We start from the raw sequence: 20298 nt of genomic DNA, 5'->3' as shown, positions 1-20298 counted from the left end.
TTTGGATGGGGTTCGTAGAATTTCTTTTGTGAATCGTGAAGCACTCGTCGGCGATGTCCTCGACGCCATGGACGCCAACTTGGTATCCCATGCCTGCCACCTGCATGAACACTTGCCGACGGGATCGGTCACGGTCTCTGCAGATGTTGTCGTCGCAGACAGCGGCCTCACCGACGACACTTTCAACATCATCGCTGGTGCGCGCTTCGCTGTACCTGCTGCTGAAGGCCCGGAAGAAGACCGACGACTACTCGACGTACTCGCGTGGCTTCGAGCAACCGGTCGTCCGTTCTCCTGGTGGACAGGTCCGCGCGACAAGCCCTCTGACCTCGGCGCTCGCTTGTCAGCCCTCGGCTGCGTGCGCTCCGAGGAAGAAAGAGCGATGACGGCAGACTTGGACGTCGTCCCACGCCCAACGCCTGTCGCAGAACTGTGCGTTCAGCGAGTGACGACTCGTTCGCAGCTCGCCGACTACGCCGCCGTGATGGCCGCCAATTGGTCGCCGCCCTCAACCGCAGTAATACGTTTCTTCGAAGACACCGCCGATGACATCCTCGATGAGCGCTCGCGGAGTTCGTTTGTCGTGGGATACGCGAACTCCCAGCCTGTCGCCGGAGCCGAGGTCCATTTTGCCGCCGACGTCGCCGGACTGTACGGCGTCGTCACACTCGAAACGGCGCGCCGACGCGGATTCGGCTCGGCGGTCACCCTTGCCGCACTCGACATCGCCCGCGAGCGAGGTGCCCGAACAGCAGTACTTCAGGCGTCCAGCGACGGCGCACAGCTCTATCGAAACCTCGGCTTCAAGGATGTCGGCACCTACGCCGAGTACTCGATCGGCAGCAGTTAGACGTCCCCGCGGGGACGCTTTCACCCCGTATCCGTGAAGGTGTCGGCACCCACATCTACCATCGAACGTACATTCGAAATGATGTCGGACGCGAGCCGGGGGGCAACCATGAACGCAGCATTAACCGAGAACGCAGCACTGATCGATGAAGATACGCAGGGTTCCAACCGAGACGACGTGGATCAGCTCGGCTCGGAAATCTGCGCCCTCGCCGGCCAGATCGCCGCGGCCACGGCTCGATTCATTACCCTCCTGTCGAAATTCGACGAAGACCGCGGATGGACCGGTCCGGGACTTCACTCGTGCGCCCACTGGCTGTCGTGGAAGTGCGGAATGAGCCTGCACACCGGCCGTGAATACGTTCGCGTCGCCAAAGCCCTCCGACCTTTGCCCGAGATGCGGAAGGCCTTCGAGCAAGGCCGCCTGTCCTACTCGAAGGTTCGCGCCCTCACCCGGGTCACCACGCCCTCCAACGAAAAGCAGATGGTTCGGTTCGGATGTGAGGCGCCCGCAGCCCAGATCGATCGTCTCGCCGCAGGTCTGCGTAAAGCAACCGACAACGAATCCGGCAAAACCAAAGCGGTCGAACATCTTCAGGTCCGCTGGCATTGGGACCCGGATACGGGCGAATTCGTCATCAAAGGACGCCTGCCTGCGCAGGACGGCGCCCGAATACTCGCAGCGTTAGCTGTGGCGGAACGTGAACGCACCCGAATCGCCGCCATCCGCCCCGTCGACGAGAAGGCCGCAAAGAACCCGGTCGGAAATATCGGGCCAGGACTCGTCGCGATGGCAGAGCTCGCCACCGCCGCAGTCACGGACCGCACGCCCAAGGCCGCCGCGAACGAAGTTGTGTTCTTCCACGAAGCGAACACCGTCCGAGTGCCGAGCGGACCCGCATTGCCTCAAAATGCCGCCGAGGAAGTGCTCTGCAACGCCAAGCTTCGCCTGGGAACGACCAAGGAAGGATGCGTTTTGAATCTGGGCCGACGGACCCGCGTCGTCAGCGCCAAACAAATGCTGGCATTGAATTACCGCGACGGATGTTGCCGCACACCGGGTTGCGGGCGCACTCGCTTCTTACACGCACATCACGTGAAATTCTGGGGACGCGGCGGAAATACGGACTTGGACAATCTGATCATGCTGTGCGGCACCTGCCACCGCGCGCTGCATGACGGCCAGTTCACGATCACTGCTCTCGGGGAGCAGAAGTTCGAGTTCCTTTACGCCAATGGTGACGTCATCGACCCAGCACCACCGACCGAGGGATTCGCTGATGGCCTACTGCGCGGAGACATACCCGACGACGCGATCATCCCAAGATGGGACGGCGAGCCCCTTCACCTCGATCACGCGGTCAGCGCCATCCTCGACGGTTGGGCCGCCTGAGGAAACATTGGTCTAGTCCAATCTGAATCTGCCGTGAACAACAGGACAACCCTCACATCCAGGTAGTGCAATTGGTCTAGTCCTATCGCAAGATGCTTAGCGTGACCAAGAAAATCGCACGCACCTCAGCCGCTATCACACTCCTCCTCGCCGGCGCTGTTGCTGCCGGAACTGCAACTGCTGCAGCAATTCCCGGATCGTCCGACCTCAATCCGTCGGCCGCCGAGAAGACAGTTGTCATCGGCCTTGACGGCACCATGCTCAGCCACATCAAGACCGCCGACGCTCCCCGCCTCCAGAAGCTGATCGCCGAAGGAACCAGCGGAGAATCTTCCATCCTCGGCCACACCACCATCTCCGGACCGTCGTGGTCGACCATCCTGACCGGAGTCTGGGACACCAAGCACGGTGTCAAGGACAACACGTACGCAGGCGCCCGCTTCGACCTCTACCCGAGCGTGTTCACACGGTTGGAAACAGCACAGCCCTCTCTGCTCACCGAGTCGATCTCCACCTGGGGCGGCATCGACAACATCGCATCCAGCGGCACGCCGAAAGCCGACGTTGTCGTCACCACTGCCGATGCAGGTTCCGGAGCGGCCACCGACGCTGCGACGGCAGACGCCGTCGCCCGCGACATCACAGACAAGGGACCTGACCTGATCTTCACCCAACTCGATCAGGTGGACGGCGCGGGACATAGCGGCGGCACCAACGGCGCTGCGTACGAAGAGTCCATCGCCTCGGTCGATGCTCAGGTGGGCAAGATTGTCGATGCCGTCGATCAGCGCGCAGCAAAGACCGGTGAGAAGTGGACCGTACTGGTCACTGCGGATCATGGGCACAAGCCCATCGGCGGGCACGGCGGTCAGACACCCGCGGAAGCAACGACATTCGTCATAGCACGCGGCTCGGGATACGCGGCCGGTAAGAACACAGACTCGTACACGATCGCCGACATCACCCCGACAATCCTCCAGAGCCTGGGCGTTGCATTGCCTACCGATTTGGACGGCAAGCCGCTGGCCAAGGAAGCTCCCGGCTTCGTCGGCTCGGTCGACCTGGGATTCTTCGGCTCCTGATCGCAAGAAGTCCCGAGCGCGGCAGCAAAGCGCCGCAACAAAACAGCAGCAAGGCAACAAAAAGGTCGGGCCGGAGAGCGTGTGCTCTCCGGCCCGACCTGTTGTGGAGCTGCCGGGAATTGAACCCGGGTCCTACGTTGAATCGCTAGGGCTTCTCCGTGTGCAGTTCGCTAAGTCTCTACTTGGATCTCCCAGTCTCGCGAACAAGCCAGGATGACGATCCCAGTCACTGTTTGATGTCCCATCCGACTCCGTGACCGAGCCGAACAGTAAAGCCCTCTAGCTGATGCCAGGAACCGGGTCGAGGGCAACCCCGGGCTGACAGACACGCTTCGCTACTTAGGCAGCGAGAGCGTAGTCGCGCTGATTGGAATCGGCGCTTATAGGTTTGCAGCGACGCTTACGGTGGTCTCTTGCCTGCACCGACACGCTTCCCCTAACTCAACACACGCAGTCGAAACCGTTCAGCCCCGTGTGTGCCCCGCGTCTTTCGTGGGGCTATTCACTATAACGCGCCGAAGTTCGGAAGTCATACCAATTAATCGGCGGCACTTTCCGTGTCCTTCGCCCCAGCTGATTCCTGCACCCCAGCCGTTTCCTGCACTGCAGCCATCTCACGCTCGGCGGCACCAGTGATGTTGGTGATCATCCCCTGGAAGACGACTCCATGGAAAGGCAGGATCGAATACCAGTACGCCCGACCTGCGAGCCCGCGAGGGAAGAAGACCGCACGCTGATCGAGATGCGAACCCACCGGCCGTCCGTCGGCACCGGCTGGGCCTTCTGATACTCGCAACTCCAACCATGCTCCGCCGGGGACCTTCATCTCGGCTCGCAGACGGAGCAACTTGCCTCGGTCGATTTCTTCGACCCTCCAGAAGTCCAGGGCTTCACCGGTGTTGAGCCGACGGGGATCGCGTCGACCTCGGCGCAGTCCGACCCCGCCGACCGCGCGGTCCATCCACCCCCGGATGGCCCACGCCAAAGGGAATGAATACCAACCATTCTCGCCGCCGATCGACTCGACGACCGACCAGAGGGTTTTCGGATCCGCAGCACAGTCACGTTCGCGGTGGTCTACGTAAACTGCCTCCCCTGCCCAGTCCGGGTCGGACGGAAGAGGATCGGACGGCGCTCCCGCGATCGTCGCACCGGACCACGCCGTCTCCACCTCACCGGTCTCGATCTTGCGAAGCGCCAAACGCACAGCTTCCCGGTACGGCGTGAGGCCCTCAGCGGGAGGCGGGATGAAGTCGTCGATGTCGTGGTTGTGCATCACCGCGTCGTTCTGCAGTGATTCGATCAGTGGCATCGCCAAGCCCCGTGGGATCGGCGTGACCAATCCCACCCAGTGACCTGCCAGACGCGGGGTGAGGACCGGCAAGACGAGGATGCGTCGGCGTACCAATCCTGCGACGTCGGCGTAGGTGTTCATCATCTCGCCGTACTGCATGACATCGGGCCCACCGATGTCGAAGGCGCGGTTGACCTCCGGCGTCGTCGCCGCGGCTGCGATCAAATAGTGGAGTACGTCACGCACTGCGATCGGCTGAATGTTGTTGTGCACCCACTTGGGTGTGGTCATCACCGGAAGTCGATTGGTCAAGTGGCGCACCATTTCGAAGGACGCCGAACCCGATCCGATCACCACTCCAGCTTGGAACACAACCGTCGGAACCTCGGAGTCGAGCAGGATCCGACCGACTTCGAGCCGGGACTGCAAGTGAGTCGACAACTCTCGGTCGGACGGATGAAGCCCGCCCAGGTAGACGATCCGTCGCACCCCCGCATCGCGGGCAGCGGCGGCGACGTTCTCCGCGCTTCGCTTGTCGATATCCGAGAACGACCCTCCCCCACCCATGGCGTGAACGAGGTAGTAGACCACGTCGATATCGTCGAAAACACCTGAGAGGGTGGCACTGTCGGTCAGATCCCCACGCTTGATCTCCACGGAATCATGCCAGGGAACATCGCGTAGTTTCTCCGGGCTGCGCACCACCACTCGAACGCGATGGCCCTCTTCGACCAGGCGAGGGGCAAGGCGTCCGCCGATGTATCCGGTCGCACCCGTGATCAACACTCTCACTGCGTCCATCACCCCACGCTACGCACAATTCAACTGCGAAGCGCCAGTGCAACCTCGAGATCGTCGTTGGTCAACATCATGTTGATCCCCGCTCCAGCCTTCGCCCCGGCGGCTGCGGCCATGATGACCTGGGCACCCGGGTCGACGACGTTGCCCGCAGCGAACACGCCGCGCACACTCGTCGCCCCCATCATGTCGACTGTGACGAAATCGCCCATCATCGTCTCAGCGCGCTGCGCACCGAATGCGCGCAAGATCGCATCGTTGGGGTCCATCGTGAGAGCGCCACCGACAAAGACCGCCGAACGCGCGACCACAGTGCCGTCGGCCAATCGCACGCCCACCAACCGATCATCCTCGACGACGGGACCAGCGACCTCACCCTCGACGATCGAAATATCGCGAGCTGCAAGCTTTTCCCGATCTTCGGAACTCAGTTCGGTGATTCGATGGAGGAAGAGAACCACGTCATCGGACCACTGGCGAACCATGAGCGCCTGGTGCATCGCAAATTCCGCGCTCTTGGCGATCACGCCGAGCGGCTGATCACGCACGCCGTACCCGTGGCAGTACGGGCAGTGCAACACATCGCGTCCCCAACGCTCGCCGAAGACTTCGAGTTCTACCGGTAGGCGGTCCGTCAGACCCGTCGAAACAAGCACCTTGCGCACCTGAATCTTGCTGCCGTCAGCCAGTTCTACCGAGAATTTCTCGCCGTCCCGTGTCACGGAGACAACGGTGCCGTCATGGAACTCGCCGCCGAATTTGCGGACCTCACCTCGGCCGATGGTCAACAATTCTGCCGGGTTCATGCCGTCACGGGAGAGGAATCCGTTCATGTGGTCGGCGGCCGCGTTCCGTGGCGATCCGTTGTCGAAGACGATCACGGACCTGCGTGCCTGACCGAGAATGAGTGCGGCGTTGAGGCCTGCCGCACCGGCTCCGATTACTGCTACGTCGAATGAGTTCTGCGTCATGAATCCAGAATGACAAGAGAACGCAGTCTTGACAAACACTGTTGCCACTTTGGCAAAATGAGTGCATGACCGAAACATCGTTCGAAGCCGTACTAGCCGGCATCGGCCCTCGCCTACGTGCGTTGCGCCAACAGTCCGACATGACCCTGGCCGATTTGTCGGAGACCACCGACATCAGCGTCAGCACACTGTCGAGACTCGAATCCGGTACTCGCCGAGCCAACTTGGAGCTTCTGCTGCCGATTGCCAAGGCACACGGCGTCCCCTTGGACGACCTCGTGAACAGCAAGATCAAAGATCCGCGCGTGCGCGAAGAACCTCGGACGGTCGGATGTATGACGGTCATTCCGTTGACGAGTCAACCCGGCAATCTGCAGGCCTACAAGATGATCATCTCGCCCACCGACGACGATCGCGAACCGGGATCCCACGAGGGCTACGAGTGGGTCTACGTTCTGTCCGGGCGCATCCGACTCCAACTCGGCGACCGGGATTTCATCATGGGGGCAGGCGAGGCCGCCGAGTTCGACACGCACATCCCGCACCGCATCAGTGCTGCCGACGGACGGCCGGCCGAGGCGATCAGCCTCTTCGGAAAACAGGGCGAGCGGGTTCACCTACGCGCAGCGCCGGCCGACAGACGCGGCTGAGGAAAATTCTCCGAGAAGCGAGGACATCTACAAGCGGGTGACTCGGTGGAGCGGGTGCACATCGTTGAGAGATGACTGAGAATCCGGCCAAACCAATTCCACCTGTTGTACCGCGCCGCCTGTCTCCGCGCGAGATAGCTAGCCCGATGAATCATCATGACCGAGAAGAGGAATCCCGATGAGTGGAAAAACCACTTCCTACTGCGGTCCGGGCTCGTGCACGATTTGAATCGCTCCGATGAAGTGGTTCGGCGGACCCACCTTGTCGATGTATGGAATGTAGATGTTCGTTCGTCCCACAGGGCCTGCCGACCGCTCAGAGCTCTTGCAGGGTAATTGATCTTGCGTCCAATCATTCGTCGAGTTCGCGGGGCGACGAATTCACGTAAGTGGCGAAAACAAGGGGAATGACATGGAATTACGACAACTCGCGCGCGATCTTCAAGTCTCGCGTATTGGCTTAGGGTGTAACAACTTTGGTACCCGACTGGACCCTGAGGGGAGTACGGAGGTCGTCCGTACTGCTCTCGATGAGGGCGTCACCCACTTTGACACAGCGACGATGTACGGAAACGGGCGCTCGGAGGAAATCCTCGGCAAGGCGCTCGCAGGTCAACGAGACCAGGTGGTAATCGCCACCAAAGCGATTCCACGCCCGCGTGAGGTCGATTACAAGCCCGGAGTACTCGCACGAAGCATCGAGGATAGCTGTGAGGCAAGCTTGCGGCGACTCAGCACCGATCGAATCGACTTGTACTACCAGCATGTCCCTGACCCCGATGCTCCACTGGAGGAGGCCATCGAGGCGTTGAATGGGCTGGTAGCCAAAGGGAAAGCCCGCCACGTAGCTTGCTCGAACTACTCCGCGGATCAGATGAGGCAGGCCGAGGGCATCGCCACCGGTACTGGCGCATCGCATTTATTGGCGAACCAGGTCGAATGGAATTTGCTCAACCGCGCGATCGAGGCAGACATTGTTCCCGCCGCACACGAGGTCGGAATGTCAATCATCCCTTTCTTTCCGCTTGCTTCCGGAATGCTCACCGGTAAGTACACGATGCGACGGCCGTTTCCGACCGGCAGCCGACTAGCCAGTGCGCCGTACTTCGCCACACTGGCAACGGAAGAGAACTTCGAGTACGTGGAGAAACTGTCAGCGTTCGCACAAGCGCACGGACACTCGATACTCGAACTCGCCATAGCGTGGCTGTGCGCGCAGGAGAGCGTTCCCTCTGTGATCATCGGTGCGATGAACCCCGAACAAGTGCGATCAAATGTTGCCGCCGCGGAGTGGAAGCTCGACGACGACGTTCTTGCGGCGCTGCCTTCGCGCCCCTGAAAGTCTGCGGTTCAACTCCTTTTGCTGATTTGACTACTGAGCAGCCAGATAGAAAACAAACGGCCCGCGCACTGGTAGCTCGCTTTCGCAATCCAATGTTGGACTTCCAACCTGTAAGCCGCGTCGACCGTATTCGTTCCGCCGGCAGTCGCAACGACAGGACCAGCACATCACCTCCGAGTGTGTGTGAGTGACGAAGAGAAGTGGCCATCGATGACCTACCAGGCTGTGCAGCCAATCGAGGGCACTGCCCTCTGCTGGGGATGCATCCCACACGCTGATTTGATACAGCTCGCCGAGTTGGCCCGTAGGGGCGGCTTTCCAGAGATCACTGTTCATCCCTCGCAATATTCGATTGTGAAGAGTGCCGACTCCCGAGTGCGGGAGCGCCTGGACGATCTAGGTGTGACTGTTGGCGTGATCGATGCGCTCATGACCTATCTACCCGGCTCTGCTCGACTGGATGAGGTACCTCCACACTGGCGCAAGCTCATGGTAGATCTCGACGAGTGTCTCGAAGCCGCTGAGGCGCTTCACGCTCGCACTCTCAACGTCGCCCATTTCTTGGGTGATCCGACAGTGAAGAGAAACGCGCTGGCGTCGGCGGTGCGACAAGTCGCCGACCGCGCAGCCGAGGTCGGAGTTCGTGTCAGTCTGGAGTTCATCCCCGGCACAGGAATACCGGATCTCGGTGCGGCGTTGGACATCGTCCGGCGAGCCGACCACCCCGGCGTTGGAATCCTGTTCGATACTTGGCACTTTCTGCGCTCGGGTGGTACGCCGACCCAGCTTGCAGAGGTTACCCATGGTCAGGTATTCGAAGTGCAGATCAGCGATCGTGTCCAGCCTGGCCGCCACGATCCCTATGTACCGATGACCGGCCGCCTGGCTCCTGGCGAGGGAACGGCGCCGATCGCGGAGATTGTGCGGGCGTTGGGGGTCGTGGCTCCCGACGTCGTGTTGGGAGTCGAGGTGTTCACCGCTGATATCGGAGATCCGGAGGAAACCGTGGCCCACCTTTCCGCGGCCACTCGGATGTTCCTGCGGAGTACTGAATTTGGTTCGCCCGCGGGCATTGTCGAGCCGTCATGAGCTATTCCGAGGCCCTGAGTTTGGTGCGATACCAAACTCGCACCGCCGCCGCGTTTCCAATTTGGCCACTCCGCCAATCGGAGACCAGTTCAAACCACGCGGGACTCTTTTGACAGGATGGTGGCGGATCGGGGTATCCGGCGTGCAAGTAGCCCAAGTACTCGTCGAGGAATGAAACAGCGCGTTCCTACGATGGGTGCACGGGTCACAGCCGCTGAAAAGGAACTACGCCCCAGCGACGGCAATCATGCCGACTGCCGCCAGCGCCAACAGCATTCCCGCTTGTTGGACGCGGCTTACCCGCTCGCCCAGCATCACCATGGCGAGCAGAACCGTCGCAGCCGGATACAGCGAACCGATCACGCTGACCAGTGAGAGCATTCCGCCTTGGAAGGCGTAGATCATCGTCCCGTTCGCGACGACGTCGAGGACGCTGACGTACACCGCGAGCTTGAGTGGCTCGCGTCGTGGGAGAACGAAGTGACCGGCCGCCAGCGCGACCAACCACACCACGACGGTCGCGGCGCCTCGAGATACGGCCAACGCCCACAGTCCGCTGCCCTCGCCGATCTGGTGAAGTGCGATGAACGAGAGTGCAAATGCGCCACCGCTTCCGACGGTCAGAAGCGCCACTTGCCTGGTGAAGCGGAGAGTGATTCCGCCGGCGACCTCACCCGCGGTGTCGTCAGGCGACTCGCGGCTGACCAGGACGACGGCGACCAGCGCGACGGCAATACCCAGGTACGCGATCAACCCCGGCCGCTCACCGAAAGCGAAGCCGACGAGCACCGGAATACCCGCCACCAGAACAGCTGTCAGCGGCGAGACCACCGACATGGGGCCAGTTGCCAGCGCGAGATAGAACCACCACACCGCCAGACCACTCGTGACGCCCGCGATCGCACCCCAGATCAAACCGTTCAGCGTCAGCGTCCCGGATACGAAAGGTGCTGCGATCAGAACGATGACGAGCGAGAGTGGATACGAGACGATCACCACACGCAGTGCGGCAACTCGTCGTGATGCAACTCCCCCGACGAAGTCGCTGACTCCGTAGGCAACTGCCGCCACGAGGGCAAGCAGGATGGAGGTCAGCGCATGCCCTTGATACGACGACCGAGCTCGCGGGTCACCTCGCGCTCGGCGGTGCGCTTGGCCATGTCCTGGCGCTTGTCGTAGTCCTGCTTACCCTTTGCCAGTGCGAGTTCGACCTTGACCTTGCCGTCGTTGAAGTACATCGACAGCGGGACCAGCGTCTGGTTTCCCTCGCGGGTCTTGCCGACGAGGTGCTCGATCTCACGCTTGTGCAGCAGGAGCTTTCGGGTACGACGTGGCGAATGGTTGTTCCACGTGCCTTGCGTGTACTCCGGAATGTGCAACGAGCGCAACCACACTTCGCCGTTGTCCACCGTGGCGAACGCGTCGACGAGCGACGCCTTGCCTTCACGCAGACTCTTGACCTCGGTCCCGACGAGAGCGATGCCGGCCTCGTAGGTGTCGATGATCGTGTAGTTGTGGCGTGCTTTGCGATTGGTCGCAATGACCTTGCGGCCCTTTTCCTTCACTGTCCGGGCCTCTCAGTCCGCTGTCTTGCTGTCGAATGGTTCTTGCTGTTCCAGCATAGAAGCTCGTGCAAACCGATTATTCGCGGACGTACAGACGCAGTGTCACGTACGCCGTCACCGCGGCCATTCCGACACCGGCAAGTACGAGGATCGGCGAGACGAACAGCACGTCACTGTTGGATATCCGCGCCACGATGTTTGCTTCGTAGACGTCGGACAGGACCCCGTCGATGAAGACGTTCTTCGCCGTGAACAGTCCGGCAATGGCGAGCACCGCACCGATCAAGGCCGCCACGACGGCTTCGAGGAGGAACGGAAGCTGGGTGTACCAACGCGTCGCGCCGACCAACCGCATGATGTTGACCTCGGTACGACGCGTGAACGCGGCGATCTGGACCATGTTGGCGATGAGCAGGATGGCCGCTATCGCCTGGACGATCGCGATCGCGAACGCTGCGTTGCGCACTCCACCGAGCACGCTGAACAGTCGGTCCACCAACTCGCGCTGATTGAGCACACTCTCGACGCCGGGCCTCGAACCGAAGGTGTCGTTGATGACGCCGAACCGCTCCGGGTCACTGAGCTTGACCTTGAACGACGCCGGGAAGCTGTCCGGGCTCACCAGGGCTGCCAGTTCTGGCTGATCCTTGAACACGCGCTCGGTGGCGTCCTTCACGGCGTCTTCGCGGTTGAGGTACTGAACCGCGACGACGGACGGAGTCTGCTCGAGTTCCTTGCGCAACGAACTGCAGATCTCCTGCTCGCAACCGGGATCGGCCGAAGAGATGTCGTCGGTCAGGAAGATCTGCACCTCGACGCGTTCGAGGAAGATCTGCTGGGTCTTGCCTGCCATCTGCACGACCAGCAGACCGCCGCCGAAGAGTCCGAGGGAGATCGCCGTCGTCAAGATCATGGCGATGGTCATCGTGATGTTGCGGCGTAGGCCGGTCAGGACTTCGCTGAAAATAAAGCTGGCGCGCATCGGGGAATCCGATTCCTTTTCGAGAGGCCGGTTGTTTCACGACAACCGGTGGGCGTACGGGACGTGTGGTCGTAGTCGGCGCTACCTGCCGACGCCGTACACACCCCGCGCTTCGTCTCTGGTCACCTTGCCGAGATCGAGTTCGATGACGCGTCGACGCATGGAGTCGACGATGTGGTGATCGTGGGTCGCCATCACGACGGTGGTGCCGGTGCGGTTGATCCGCTCGAGCAGCAGCATGATGTCCTGGCTCGTTTCGGGGTCCAGGTTGCCGGTGGGCTCGTCGGCGAGCAGCACGAGAGGGCGGTTCACGAATGCGCGGGCGATGGCGACGCGCTGCTGCTCACCGCCGGAAAGTTCGGTGGGCAGTCGATCGGCTTTGCCGGCCAGACCGACCATGTCGAGAACCTCGGGCACAGTGCGCGCGATGACGTTGCGGGGCTTGCCGATGACTTCCAACGCAAAGGCCACGTTCTCGGAGACCGTCTTCTGCTGAAGCAAGCGGAAGTCCTGGAACACACAGCCCATGCTCTGGCGAAGCTTCGGCACGCGGCGGGCCGCCAACTTGTTGACGTGGAAATCCGCGACCTCGATGTCGCCGGACGTGGGCGACTCCATCTTGAGCAGCAACCGCATGAACGTCGACTTGCCGGAGCCGGAGGGGCCGATGAGGAAGACGAACTCCCCCTTCTCCACCTCCACACTGACCTTGTCGAGCGCCGGCCTGGTGGAGGCCTTGTAGGACTTCGACACATTCTTCATGCTGATCACAACTAGCCAGTCTAGCCGTTATCTAACGGTGACCTTGGCGCCACGCGCGAGCACCCTCGTCCTTATCCGGTACCGGTGGTCGCGGGTGACTGCGGCACAGACGTCGGTGCCTGCATCGCCGCGCCAGGTTGGGGAACGGTCGTCGTCGCCGGAGTGGTCGGCACCGTGGTCGCGGACTGTTCGGCGTTGCCCGGCGCAGGCGCGGGACCCGAAGTCGGCGTCGGAGAACCTGAGCTGCCCGTGCTCGATTCCGGAGACTGGGTCTCGGACGTAGTCGTCGGCTCGGTCGAGGACGGCACGGGGGTCGTCGTCGACGGTTTGACTGAGGGCGCGACGTAAGGCTCGGTCTGCGACGTGTCCACGCTGGGCGGTGGTGTCACTGCGGTCGGGTCCTCAGGATTGAGATACGTATGCAACAGATAAGTCAATATCCACGCCACGATGAGAATGAAGGTAGAGGTTCGCATCCGGCCGCCGAAAATCCGGGACGGGAGCCAGTCCAGGTGAAACAGTCGGTCGAGTCCGCGGCGCGGTTCCTGATCGGTCATTCGCTCGCCTCCTCGGTCCGTACGGTGTGCAGATCCGGTGACACCGTGATCCCCTGACGTCGCAGTGCTGCGGCGACGCGGACGCGAAGAGCGCGTCCGACCTGGAACTGTTTGCCAGGGAGTGTGCGCGCGACCATCCGCACGTTGACCTGATCGACCTCCAGGCTTTCGACGCCCATGACCGTGGGCTCGTCGAGCAGCAGTTTCTTGAGTCCGCGGTCGGCCATCGCGTCGACTCCGACCTGGCGAAGCACCTCGTTGACCCGGGTGAGATCGGCGGTCGCCGGAACCGGAACGTCGATGACGGCGCGTGCCCAATCCTTGGACAGGTTGGTCGCTTTCACGATCTGGCCGTTGGGAACGGTGATGACCTCGCCGTCGGAGTTCCGCATCCGCGTCACGCGCAGGGTCACGTCCTCGATGACACCCTCGGCGTCGTCGGAGGAGCCGGTGATCGCAAGCCGGACGGTGTCACCGAAGCCGTACTGACGTTCGGTGATGATGAAGAAACCGGCAAGAATGTCCTGCACGACGCGCTGCGCACCGAAACCGAGCGCCGCACCGAGAACGGTCGCCGGCGCGACGAGACTTCCGATCGGCAGGTTCAGTTGGTCGAGAACCTTCAGCGTCGCGATCACGTAGATGAACGTGATGACCACCCAGGTGATGACCTGCGCGACCGAGTGACGATGCTTGGTCGCCTCGGAACGAACCAGCGCATCGCCCAACTGATAGTTGGAGTCGATCTGGTCGGTGACCTTGTTGCCTCCCCAACTGACCAACCGGGCGAGAATCATCGCCCCGAGCACGGTCATGAGGACAGACAAACCGGTGGTTTGAAGCCAATCGAGCAGGTTCTGCCCAGGTCGAAGTAAAGTCATCGTGCCTTTCGGTATCCGAACGCTATGCGGACTGGTTCTCGCTCATGCGCCAGCGGATGCCGGCCTCGAGGAACCCGTCGATGTCGCCGTCGAGCACTGCCGACGGGTTGTTGACCTCGTACTCGGTACGCAGGTCCTTGACCATCTGGTACGGATGCAGAACATAGGAGCGCATCTGGTTGCCCCACGAGCTGCCGCTGTCGCCCTTGAGCGCATCCATCTCGGCGCGCTCTTCCTGACGCTTGACCGCGAGCAGCTTCGCCTGCAGGACGCGCATCGCCGACACCTTGTTCTGGAGCTGCGACTTCTCGTTCTGACAGGTGACGACGATTCCCGTCGGGATGTGCGTGAGTCGAACGGCGGAGTCCGTCGTGTTGACCGACTGGCCGCCGGGACCGGACGAGCGGTAGACGTCGACGCGGATGTCGTTCTCGTTGATCTCGATGTGGTCGGTCGTCTCGACGACCGGCAGTACCTCGACCTCGGCGAACGACGTCTGACGACGCCCCTGGTTGTCGAAGGGGCTGATGCGAACGAGCCGGTGGGTGCCCATCTCGACGGACAACGTGCCGTACGTGTACGGGCCTTTGATCGCGAACGTCGCGCTCTTGAGTCCGGCTTCTTCGGCGTACGACGTGTCGTAGACCTCGACGCCGTAGTCGTGCTTCTCCGCCCAGCGGATGTACATACGCATGAGCATCTCGGCCCAGTCTGCAGCGTCGATACCGCCGGCACCGGAGCGGATGTTGATGAGCGCGTCGCGCTCGTCGTACTCGCCCGAGAGCATGGTCTTGACTTCCATCGCCGCGATGTCGTCTCGCAGGCTCGCGCGCTCGGCGTCGGCGTCGGCCACCGCGTCGGGGCCTTCGTCTTCTGCCAGTTCGTAGAGGATCGGCATCTCGTCGAGTCGCTCGCGTAGTGCCACGATCCGGCGCAGCTCGGCCTGCGCGTGGGAGAGCTGGCTCGTGACCTGCTGGGCGTGTTCCTGGTCGTTCCACAGACCCGGGTCGGCTGCCTGGTGCTCGAGCTCGTCGATGCGTCGGCGCAGCTCCTCGACGTCCACAACCGATTCGCAGGTGCGAAGGGTGGTGTCGAGGGCGTTCAGGTCTGCAATTACGTCGGGATGCACGGTTCTCAAGGCTACCGGGTGCCGACCTCGGCCCTGCCGCCCGTCACGTATTGGGATCACCGGGACTGGAAGCCTTGCCAACCTCGCTCCGAGGGAACCTACTGGAACGATGACTGTCACCGACGAATACCTGCAGAACAACGCCGCCTACGCCGAGCAGTTCACCGGACCGCTCCCCCTCCCACCCAGCAAACACGTCGCCGTACTCGCCTGCATGGACGCCCGCATCGACGTCTATCGGGTGCTCGGAATCAAGGAAGGTGAATCGCACGTCATCCGCAATGCGGGTGGAGTCGTCACCGACGACGAGATCCGATCCCTGGCCATCAGCCAGCGTCTGCTGGGAACTACCGAGATCATCCTCATCCACCACACCGACTGCGGAATGCTGACGTTCACCGACGACGACTTCAAGCGATCCATCCAGGACGAGATCGGCATCAAACCAAATTGGGCTGCCGAATCGTTTCCCGACATCGACGAGGACGTCCGTCAGTCGTTGAAGCGCATCGAGAACAGTCCGTTCGTCACCGCGACGACCTCCCTACGCGGATTCGTCTTCGACGTCGCAACCGGAAAGCTGAACGAGGTCCTCCCCGATTGAGCCGGTAGGTTGTGTACCCGTGACCGATCGCGCATCCGACCTCGCACTCGCCCTCCGTATCGCCGACGAGGCTGACGCGATCACTCGCGCCCGCTTCGGCGCCCTCGACCTTCGAGTGGACGACAAGCCGGACCTCACCCCCGTCTCCGACGCCGATCTGGCTGTCGAGCGAGCAGTGCGCGCGACGCTCGGTGAGCATCGTCCTGCGGATTCCGTACTCGGCGAAGAATTCGGCGGCGACGCAGTCTTCGAGGGCAGACAGTGGGTGGTCGACCCCATCGACGGGACCAAGAACTTCGTCCGCAACGTACCGGTGTGGGCCACGCTGATCAGCTTGCTCGAGGACGGCGTCCCGGTCATCGGCGTCGTGAGCGCACCTGCACTGAATCGGCGATGGTGGGCTGCAACAGGTTTGGGTGCACATACGTCCTTCGGGGACAGTGATGCGCGGGCGATCCAGGTATCCGCCGTCGATCGCAGCGAGTCAGCGAGCCTGAGCTTCTCGAGCCTCTCGGGGTGGAAGGACCGCGGAATTCGCGATCAGTTCGTCGAACTCACCGACCACGTCTGGCGCGTGCGCGGTTACGGGGACTTCTTCTCCTACTGCCTCGTGGCCGAAGGCGCCGTCGACATTGCTGCCGAACCCGAGGTTTCCCTGTGGGATCTGGCAGCGCTCGACGTATTGGTCCGTGAGGCCGGCGGCGCGTTCACCGATCTGGACGGCGGCGCAGGTCCGCACGGCGGCAGCGCGGTCGCCACCAACGGACTGCTGCACGAAGACGTTCTGGCCCGCCTGCGGTAACACCCGAGTACCAGAACATCCCACCCGCCGCAAGGGTCCGAGGGAGGAGTTCCGACAGGCCCGTCGGCAGGATTCGGCACGACATCTCGGCCCGTTGACTGGAAGTAGTTGATCACGCACTACTTCCAGGAGAACGATGAACCGGATTTCCAGGCGCACGATTCTGTTCGGTCTGGCCGCAGCGCCCCTCGGGCTCGCGGTGGGCTGCGGCGCCGACCCGGCAGCGAAGAGCGCCACGTTGGCGGTGGCCGGAACTTCGCGTCCGCTACCGATTCCACCGCTTGCCGAATCCACCGTCGACGACGCCGGTGTTCGCCACTTCACACTTCGTGCCGGTGCCGGGACCACCGAGATCGTCGCGGGAAAACTCACCGACACTTGGGGTTTCAACGGATCCATTCTGGGGCCGACCGTCCGCGCCGAACGCGGAGAATCTGTCGCATTCACGATCGACAACACACTGGCAGAGCCCACGACCGTCCATTGGCACGGCATGCATCTGCCCGCCCGATACGACGGCGGCCCGCACCAGACCATCGAAGCCGGCGGACGCTGGGAACCGGCGTGGACGATCGGCCAGTCGGCGTCGACGCTCTGGTATCACCCACACCCGCACGGATCCACCGAACGGCACGTGCAGCGCGGTCTCGCCGGACTGTTCCTGATCGACGACGCCGACACGCGGGCGTTGGACATCCCCAAAACCTATGGTGTCGACGATGTTCCGCTGATCATCCAGGATCGTCGATTCCTCGCCGACGGCAGCTTCGACGAATCGGATCCGACCGACATAGGCCTGCTCGGCGACACGATAGTCACCAACGGCATCTCCGACGCCTACCTCGACGTCACCACCGGGGTCGTCCGGTTACGCATTCTGAACGGCTCTTCCGGCCGTCTCTACAACCTGGGGTTCCCCGACGACCGCACGTTCGATCTGATTGCCACCGACGGCGGACTGCTCGAATCACCTATTGCGATCAAGCGGATTCAGCTCAGCCCCGGCGAACGAGCCGAGATCGTGGTTCGCGTCGACCCCGGTGCGACGACCACACTGGTGTCGTTCCCGATCGAGGACGGCGGTGGCGTGAGTTCCTCCGACGCCGAGAACTTCGGCATGAACGACCGCTTCGACATCCTCGAACTGCGGGGCGTTGCCAGCCGCGCGTCACGGTCGACTCTCCCGGCGCAGTTGGCCGTACTGCCGAGTCTGGATCCGTCGAAGGCAAGCGTTTCCCGAACCTTCGATCTGCAGTGGTACATGATCAACGGGCAACGAATGGACATGAACCGCATCGACTTCGAGGCCGAGGTCGGCGCGACCGAGGTGTGGACGATCACCAACAAGGACAACTGGCCACACAATTTCCATGTCCACGACGTACAGTTCCAGATCCTCGACGTCGACGGTCGCACTCCTCCGCCTCACTTACGAGGACTCAAGGACACTGTTTACACACCACCGGGCAGTAGGATTCGCGTCGCGCTGCAGTGGTCCGAGTACGCCGATCCCACCTTCCCGTACATGTTCCACTGCCACCTGCTGATGCACGAGGACCAAGGGATGATGGGCCAATTCCTCGTCCTCGAACCGGGGCAGAAGGCGGCTCCGATGCAGATGGACATGCCGATGGACATGCCGATGCCTTCGTCTGGTTCGCACTCCGGTCACTGAAAGTTCTGCAAGTGGTACACGGCGAGGCGAACCCGATTGTCGCAACCGGTCTTCGACATCAGGTTCGCCACGTGCGTCTTCACCGTGGTCACACCGAGATGCAGCGTGTCCGCGATCTCCTGATTGCTCTTCCCTTCTGCCACCAGTGCGAGGACCTGCGATTCGCGATCGGTCAACGGAACCTTGTCCGTCACAGCAGTGTCTGCGATACCACCGATCACCGCTCGATCCACAACGCGGCGGAGAAGTTCCGGAGTGAACACCATCTCGCCCTCGGCGATCCGCCGAATGGCACCGAGCAACTCGGCGGGTTCGGTGTCCTTGACGAAGAATCCCGAAGCCCCCGCGGCGAGTGCGGGATACAGATGATCGTCGTCGTCGAAGGTGGTCAGCACGAGAATGCGCGCTCGACGACCGGCCTTGACGATCTGCTGCGTGGCGCCGATCCCGTCCAGCCCGGGCATTCTCAAGTCCATCAGAATCACGTCGGGATCCAATTCTGCAGCGAGCGCTACCGCCTCGACGCCGTTCGACGCCTCACCGGCCACGGTCATGTCCTCGGCTGCCGCGCACAGCATCCGCAAACCGGCGCGCACAAGTCGCTGGTCGTCGACGATCAGCACGCTGATCACGAGACATCGCCCGAGACAACGAGTGGAATACTCACGTGCACTTCCCATTTCCCGTCACTGTTGGTGCCGGTGGTCATCTCGCCGCCGACCAACTCCGCACGCTCCTGCATTCCCACCAGGCCATGACCTGCACTCCGAGGCGATCCCTCGACGTCGTTGACAACCCTGACATGCACCCGGTTGTCTTCGCGACCGACCGAGACCGATACCAGCCCCTTCTTGTCGCCGTGCTTCATGACGTTGGTCAGTGATTCCTGAATCACCCGCAACAACGTCAGCCTCCCGATCGCGTCGAGATCGGCTGCGCCTGACTCGACATTCTCCTGGGCATCGAAGACTGCCTGCACCTCGAAACCCGCCGCACGCACACGATCTATCGCCGCCTCGATTTCCGCCTCGACGGCATCCGGCTCGACCAGAGCGACCTCACCGAGCGAAGGATCACGAAGTGCGACCAGGAGGCGACGGATATCGGCCAGCGCATCGGACGCAGTCCCACGCACATCCGCGAGGACCTCACGCACGGCCTCGTCCTGGGGCGCCAAGACATGTTGAGCCACGCCGATTCTCAGGACGATCGATGCCATGTGGTGCGCAACCAGGTCGTGCAGTTCGCGGGCGAGCGCACTGCGCTCCGCAGCGCGGGTCTGCGCAAGATTGTTCGCGGCCAATTCACGCTGCGAGCGTAGATACAGCCCGAGCAGCAGTGGCAACCCCACGTACGCAAGCACTTTCACAGCCGTCGTGACAGACCAGAACGCTTCGTGAGATTCGAACCAGATACCCGCGAGCACCGAACCGCACCATCCTGCTGCCGATACGGCAACCATTTCTCTACGCTCGGCCCGCATCGTGACGTCGACGACGGCGACCGCCCCGAGATACGGAACAAGCTCGGACAGCCCCCAGGCGTCGGCGACGAACATCGGAACGGCGAGCGCCGAGATGACCAGGGACGCGAAGACCGGCCATCGACGGCCGACGGCGAAGGCGAGCGACGACAGCATCGACAGAATCCAGTAGGTGAGGGGAACTCGATACTCCCCCGGATACGTGCTGGCGATCAACAGGCACGGGACCACCACCAACGGCGTGTAGCGCACGTACCGCTGTATCCGATCTGGCACCTCTGTCCGGTTCACCCCTCGAGCCTATGACGCGCATCATTTCGCGGTTTCTCGACAACAGACCTTACTGATGAGTAAGATAAGGATCGTCCAACGCCCCAACACCGAGAAACA

At 62.1% G+C, this 20298-nt stretch carries 20 protein-coding genes and 1 other RNA gene; 10 read left to right on the top strand and 11 right to left on the bottom strand.

Annotated features, from left to right (window positions below):
• Window positions 1–28: 28 nt before the first annotated feature.
• The 3 genes from P0M12_RS23590 (at window position 29) to P0M12_RS23580 (ending at window position 3324) form a co-directional block, all read left to right on the top strand.
• On the top strand, window positions 29–850 hold the full coding sequence (locus P0M12_RS23590; RefSeq protein WP_277376903.1) for a GNAT family N-acetyltransferase: 822 nt from the start codon (window positions 29–31) through the stop codon (window positions 848–850).
• Window positions 851–958: 108 nt separating this feature from the next.
• Window positions 959–2242, top strand: coding sequence for an HNH endonuclease signature motif containing protein (locus tag P0M12_RS23585; RefSeq protein WP_277376902.1), 1284 nt, complete (start codon window positions 959–961; stop codon window positions 2240–2242).
• A gap of 101 nt (window positions 2243–2343) precedes the next feature.
• Entirely contained in the window at window positions 2344–3324 is a 981-nt protein-coding gene (locus P0M12_RS23580; RefSeq protein WP_277376901.1) for an alkaline phosphatase family protein, read from the top strand.
• A 101-nt stretch (window positions 3325–3425) separates the two neighbouring features.
• Here P0M12_RS23580 and ssrA read toward each other — a convergent pair.
• The 3 genes from ssrA to P0M12_RS23565 all read right to left on the bottom strand — a co-directional run bounded on the left by ssrA (window position 3426) and on the right by P0M12_RS23565 (window position 6387).
• Window positions 3426–3796, bottom strand: a transfer-messenger RNA (tmRNA) gene (gene ssrA / locus P0M12_RS23575).
• 66 nt (window positions 3797–3862) lie between these two features.
• Complete coding sequence (locus P0M12_RS23570; protein WP_277376900.1) at window positions 3863–5419, bottom strand: SDR family oxidoreductase; 1557 nt, start codon at window positions 5417–5419, stop codon at window positions 3863–3865.
• A 20-nt stretch (window positions 5420–5439) separates the two neighbouring features.
• A complete protein-coding gene (locus tag P0M12_RS23565; protein ID WP_054831920.1) occupies window positions 5440–6387 on the bottom strand; it encodes an NAD(P)/FAD-dependent oxidoreductase in 948 nt (315 codons plus the stop codon).
• Window positions 6388–6452: 65 nt separating this feature from the next.
• On the opposite strand from P0M12_RS23565, the gene P0M12_RS23560 reads away from it, so the two are divergent.
• From P0M12_RS23560 to P0M12_RS23550, 3 genes are all read left to right on the top strand, one after another.
• A complete protein-coding gene (locus P0M12_RS23560) occupies window positions 6453–7037 on the top strand; it encodes an XRE family transcriptional regulator (protein ID WP_007731290.1) in 585 nt (194 codons plus the stop codon).
• 412 nt (window positions 7038–7449) lie between these two features.
• Window positions 7450–8376 (top strand): aldo/keto reductase, encoded by a 927-nt coding sequence (locus P0M12_RS23555; RefSeq protein ID WP_030534980.1) that lies wholly within the window; start codon window positions 7450–7452, stop codon window positions 8374–8376.
• 213 nt (window positions 8377–8589) lie between these two features.
• Entirely contained in the window at window positions 8590–9468 is an 879-nt protein-coding gene (locus tag P0M12_RS23550; RefSeq protein ID WP_081305372.1) for a sugar phosphate isomerase/epimerase, read from the top strand.
• Between the two features lie 225 nt (window positions 9469–9693).
• Here the strand turns inward: P0M12_RS23550 and P0M12_RS23545 are convergent, their stop codons facing one another.
• The 4 genes from P0M12_RS23545 to ftsE form a co-directional block, all read right to left on the bottom strand.
• Window positions 9694–10551, bottom strand: coding sequence for a DMT family transporter (locus P0M12_RS23545; RefSeq protein WP_218680783.1), 858 nt, complete (start codon window positions 10549–10551; stop codon window positions 9694–9696).
• A gap of 8 nt (window positions 10552–10559) precedes the next feature.
• Window positions 10560–11033 carry an SsrA-binding protein SmpB gene (gene smpB, locus P0M12_RS23540; protein WP_003942330.1) on the bottom strand — a complete coding sequence of 158 codons (474 nt, stop codon included), beginning with the start codon at window positions 11031–11033 and terminating at the stop codon, window positions 10560–10562.
• 76 nt (window positions 11034–11109) lie between these two features.
• Window positions 11110–12015: a permease-like cell division protein FtsX gene (gene ftsX / locus P0M12_RS23535; protein ID WP_003942367.1), complete on the bottom strand. Its 906-nt coding sequence runs from the start codon at window positions 12013–12015 to the stop codon at window positions 11110–11112.
• An 81-nt stretch (window positions 12016–12096) separates the two neighbouring features.
• On the bottom strand, window positions 12097–12786 hold the full coding sequence (gene ftsE / locus P0M12_RS23530; RefSeq protein WP_003942294.1) for a cell division ATP-binding protein FtsE: 690 nt from the start codon (window positions 12784–12786) through the stop codon (window positions 12097–12099).
• Window positions 12787–12861: 75 nt separating this feature from the next.
• Here ftsE and P0M12_RS23525 point away from each other — a divergent pair, with 75 nt between their 5' ends.
• Window positions 12862–13125, top strand: a complete 264-nt coding sequence (locus tag P0M12_RS23525) for a hypothetical protein (protein ID WP_003942353.1) — start codon at window positions 12862–12864, stop codon at window positions 13123–13125.
• Window positions 13126–13330: 205 nt separating this feature from the next.
• Here P0M12_RS23525 and P0M12_RS23520 read toward each other — a convergent pair whose 3' ends face one another.
• Window positions 13331–14215 carry a mechanosensitive ion channel family protein gene (locus tag P0M12_RS23520; RefSeq protein ID WP_003942304.1) on the bottom strand — a complete coding sequence of 295 codons (885 nt, stop codon included), beginning with the start codon at window positions 14213–14215 and terminating at the stop codon, window positions 13331–13333.
• A gap of 22 nt (window positions 14216–14237) precedes the next feature.
• On the bottom strand, window positions 14238–15344 hold the full coding sequence (prfB, locus tag P0M12_RS23515) for a peptide chain release factor 2 (RefSeq protein WP_003942364.1): 1107 nt from the start codon (window positions 15342–15344) through the stop codon (window positions 14238–14240).
• Between the two features lie 109 nt (window positions 15345–15453).
• Here prfB and P0M12_RS23510 point away from each other — a divergent pair, with 109 nt between their 5' ends.
• The 3 genes from P0M12_RS23510 (at window position 15454) to P0M12_RS23500 (ending at window position 18425) form a co-directional block, all read left to right on the top strand.
• Window positions 15454–15948: a carbonic anhydrase gene (locus tag P0M12_RS23510; RefSeq protein ID WP_007731285.1), complete on the top strand. Its 495-nt coding sequence runs from the start codon at window positions 15454–15456 to the stop codon at window positions 15946–15948.
• A 19-nt stretch (window positions 15949–15967) separates the two neighbouring features.
• On the top strand, window positions 15968–16750 hold the full coding sequence (hisN, locus tag P0M12_RS23505) for a histidinol-phosphatase (protein ID WP_007731284.1): 783 nt from the start codon (window positions 15968–15970) through the stop codon (window positions 16748–16750).
• Between the two features lie 136 nt (window positions 16751–16886).
• The gene (locus tag P0M12_RS23500) at window positions 16887–18425 is read left to right on the top strand and encodes a multicopper oxidase domain-containing protein (RefSeq protein ID WP_277376898.1); all 1539 of its coding nucleotides are present in this window, start codon (window positions 16887–16889) and stop codon (window positions 18423–18425) included.
• On the opposite strand, the gene P0M12_RS23495 is transcribed toward P0M12_RS23500, so the two are convergent.
• Complete coding sequence (locus P0M12_RS23495; protein ID WP_030534984.1) at window positions 18419–19057, bottom strand: response regulator transcription factor; 639 nt, start codon at window positions 19055–19057, stop codon at window positions 18419–18421. The genes P0M12_RS23500 and P0M12_RS23495 overlap by 7 nt on opposite strands.
• Complete coding sequence (locus P0M12_RS23490; protein ID WP_277376897.1) at window positions 19054–20199, bottom strand: histidine kinase; 1146 nt, start codon at window positions 20197–20199, stop codon at window positions 19054–19056. The genes P0M12_RS23495 and P0M12_RS23490 overlap by 4 nt, the downstream gene beginning before the upstream one ends.
• Between the last annotated feature and the right edge of the window lie 99 nt (window positions 20200–20298).

The organism is Rhodococcus sp. RCBS9 (genome assembly GCF_029457415.1).
In the GTDB taxonomy this organism is placed as follows: domain Bacteria; phylum Actinomycetota; class Actinomycetes; order Mycobacteriales; family Mycobacteriaceae; genus Rhodococcus_F; species Rhodococcus_F qingshengii.
The sequence above is the reverse complement of the archived record's forward strand: the minus strand, read 5'-3'. Positions and strand labels throughout refer to the sequence as shown.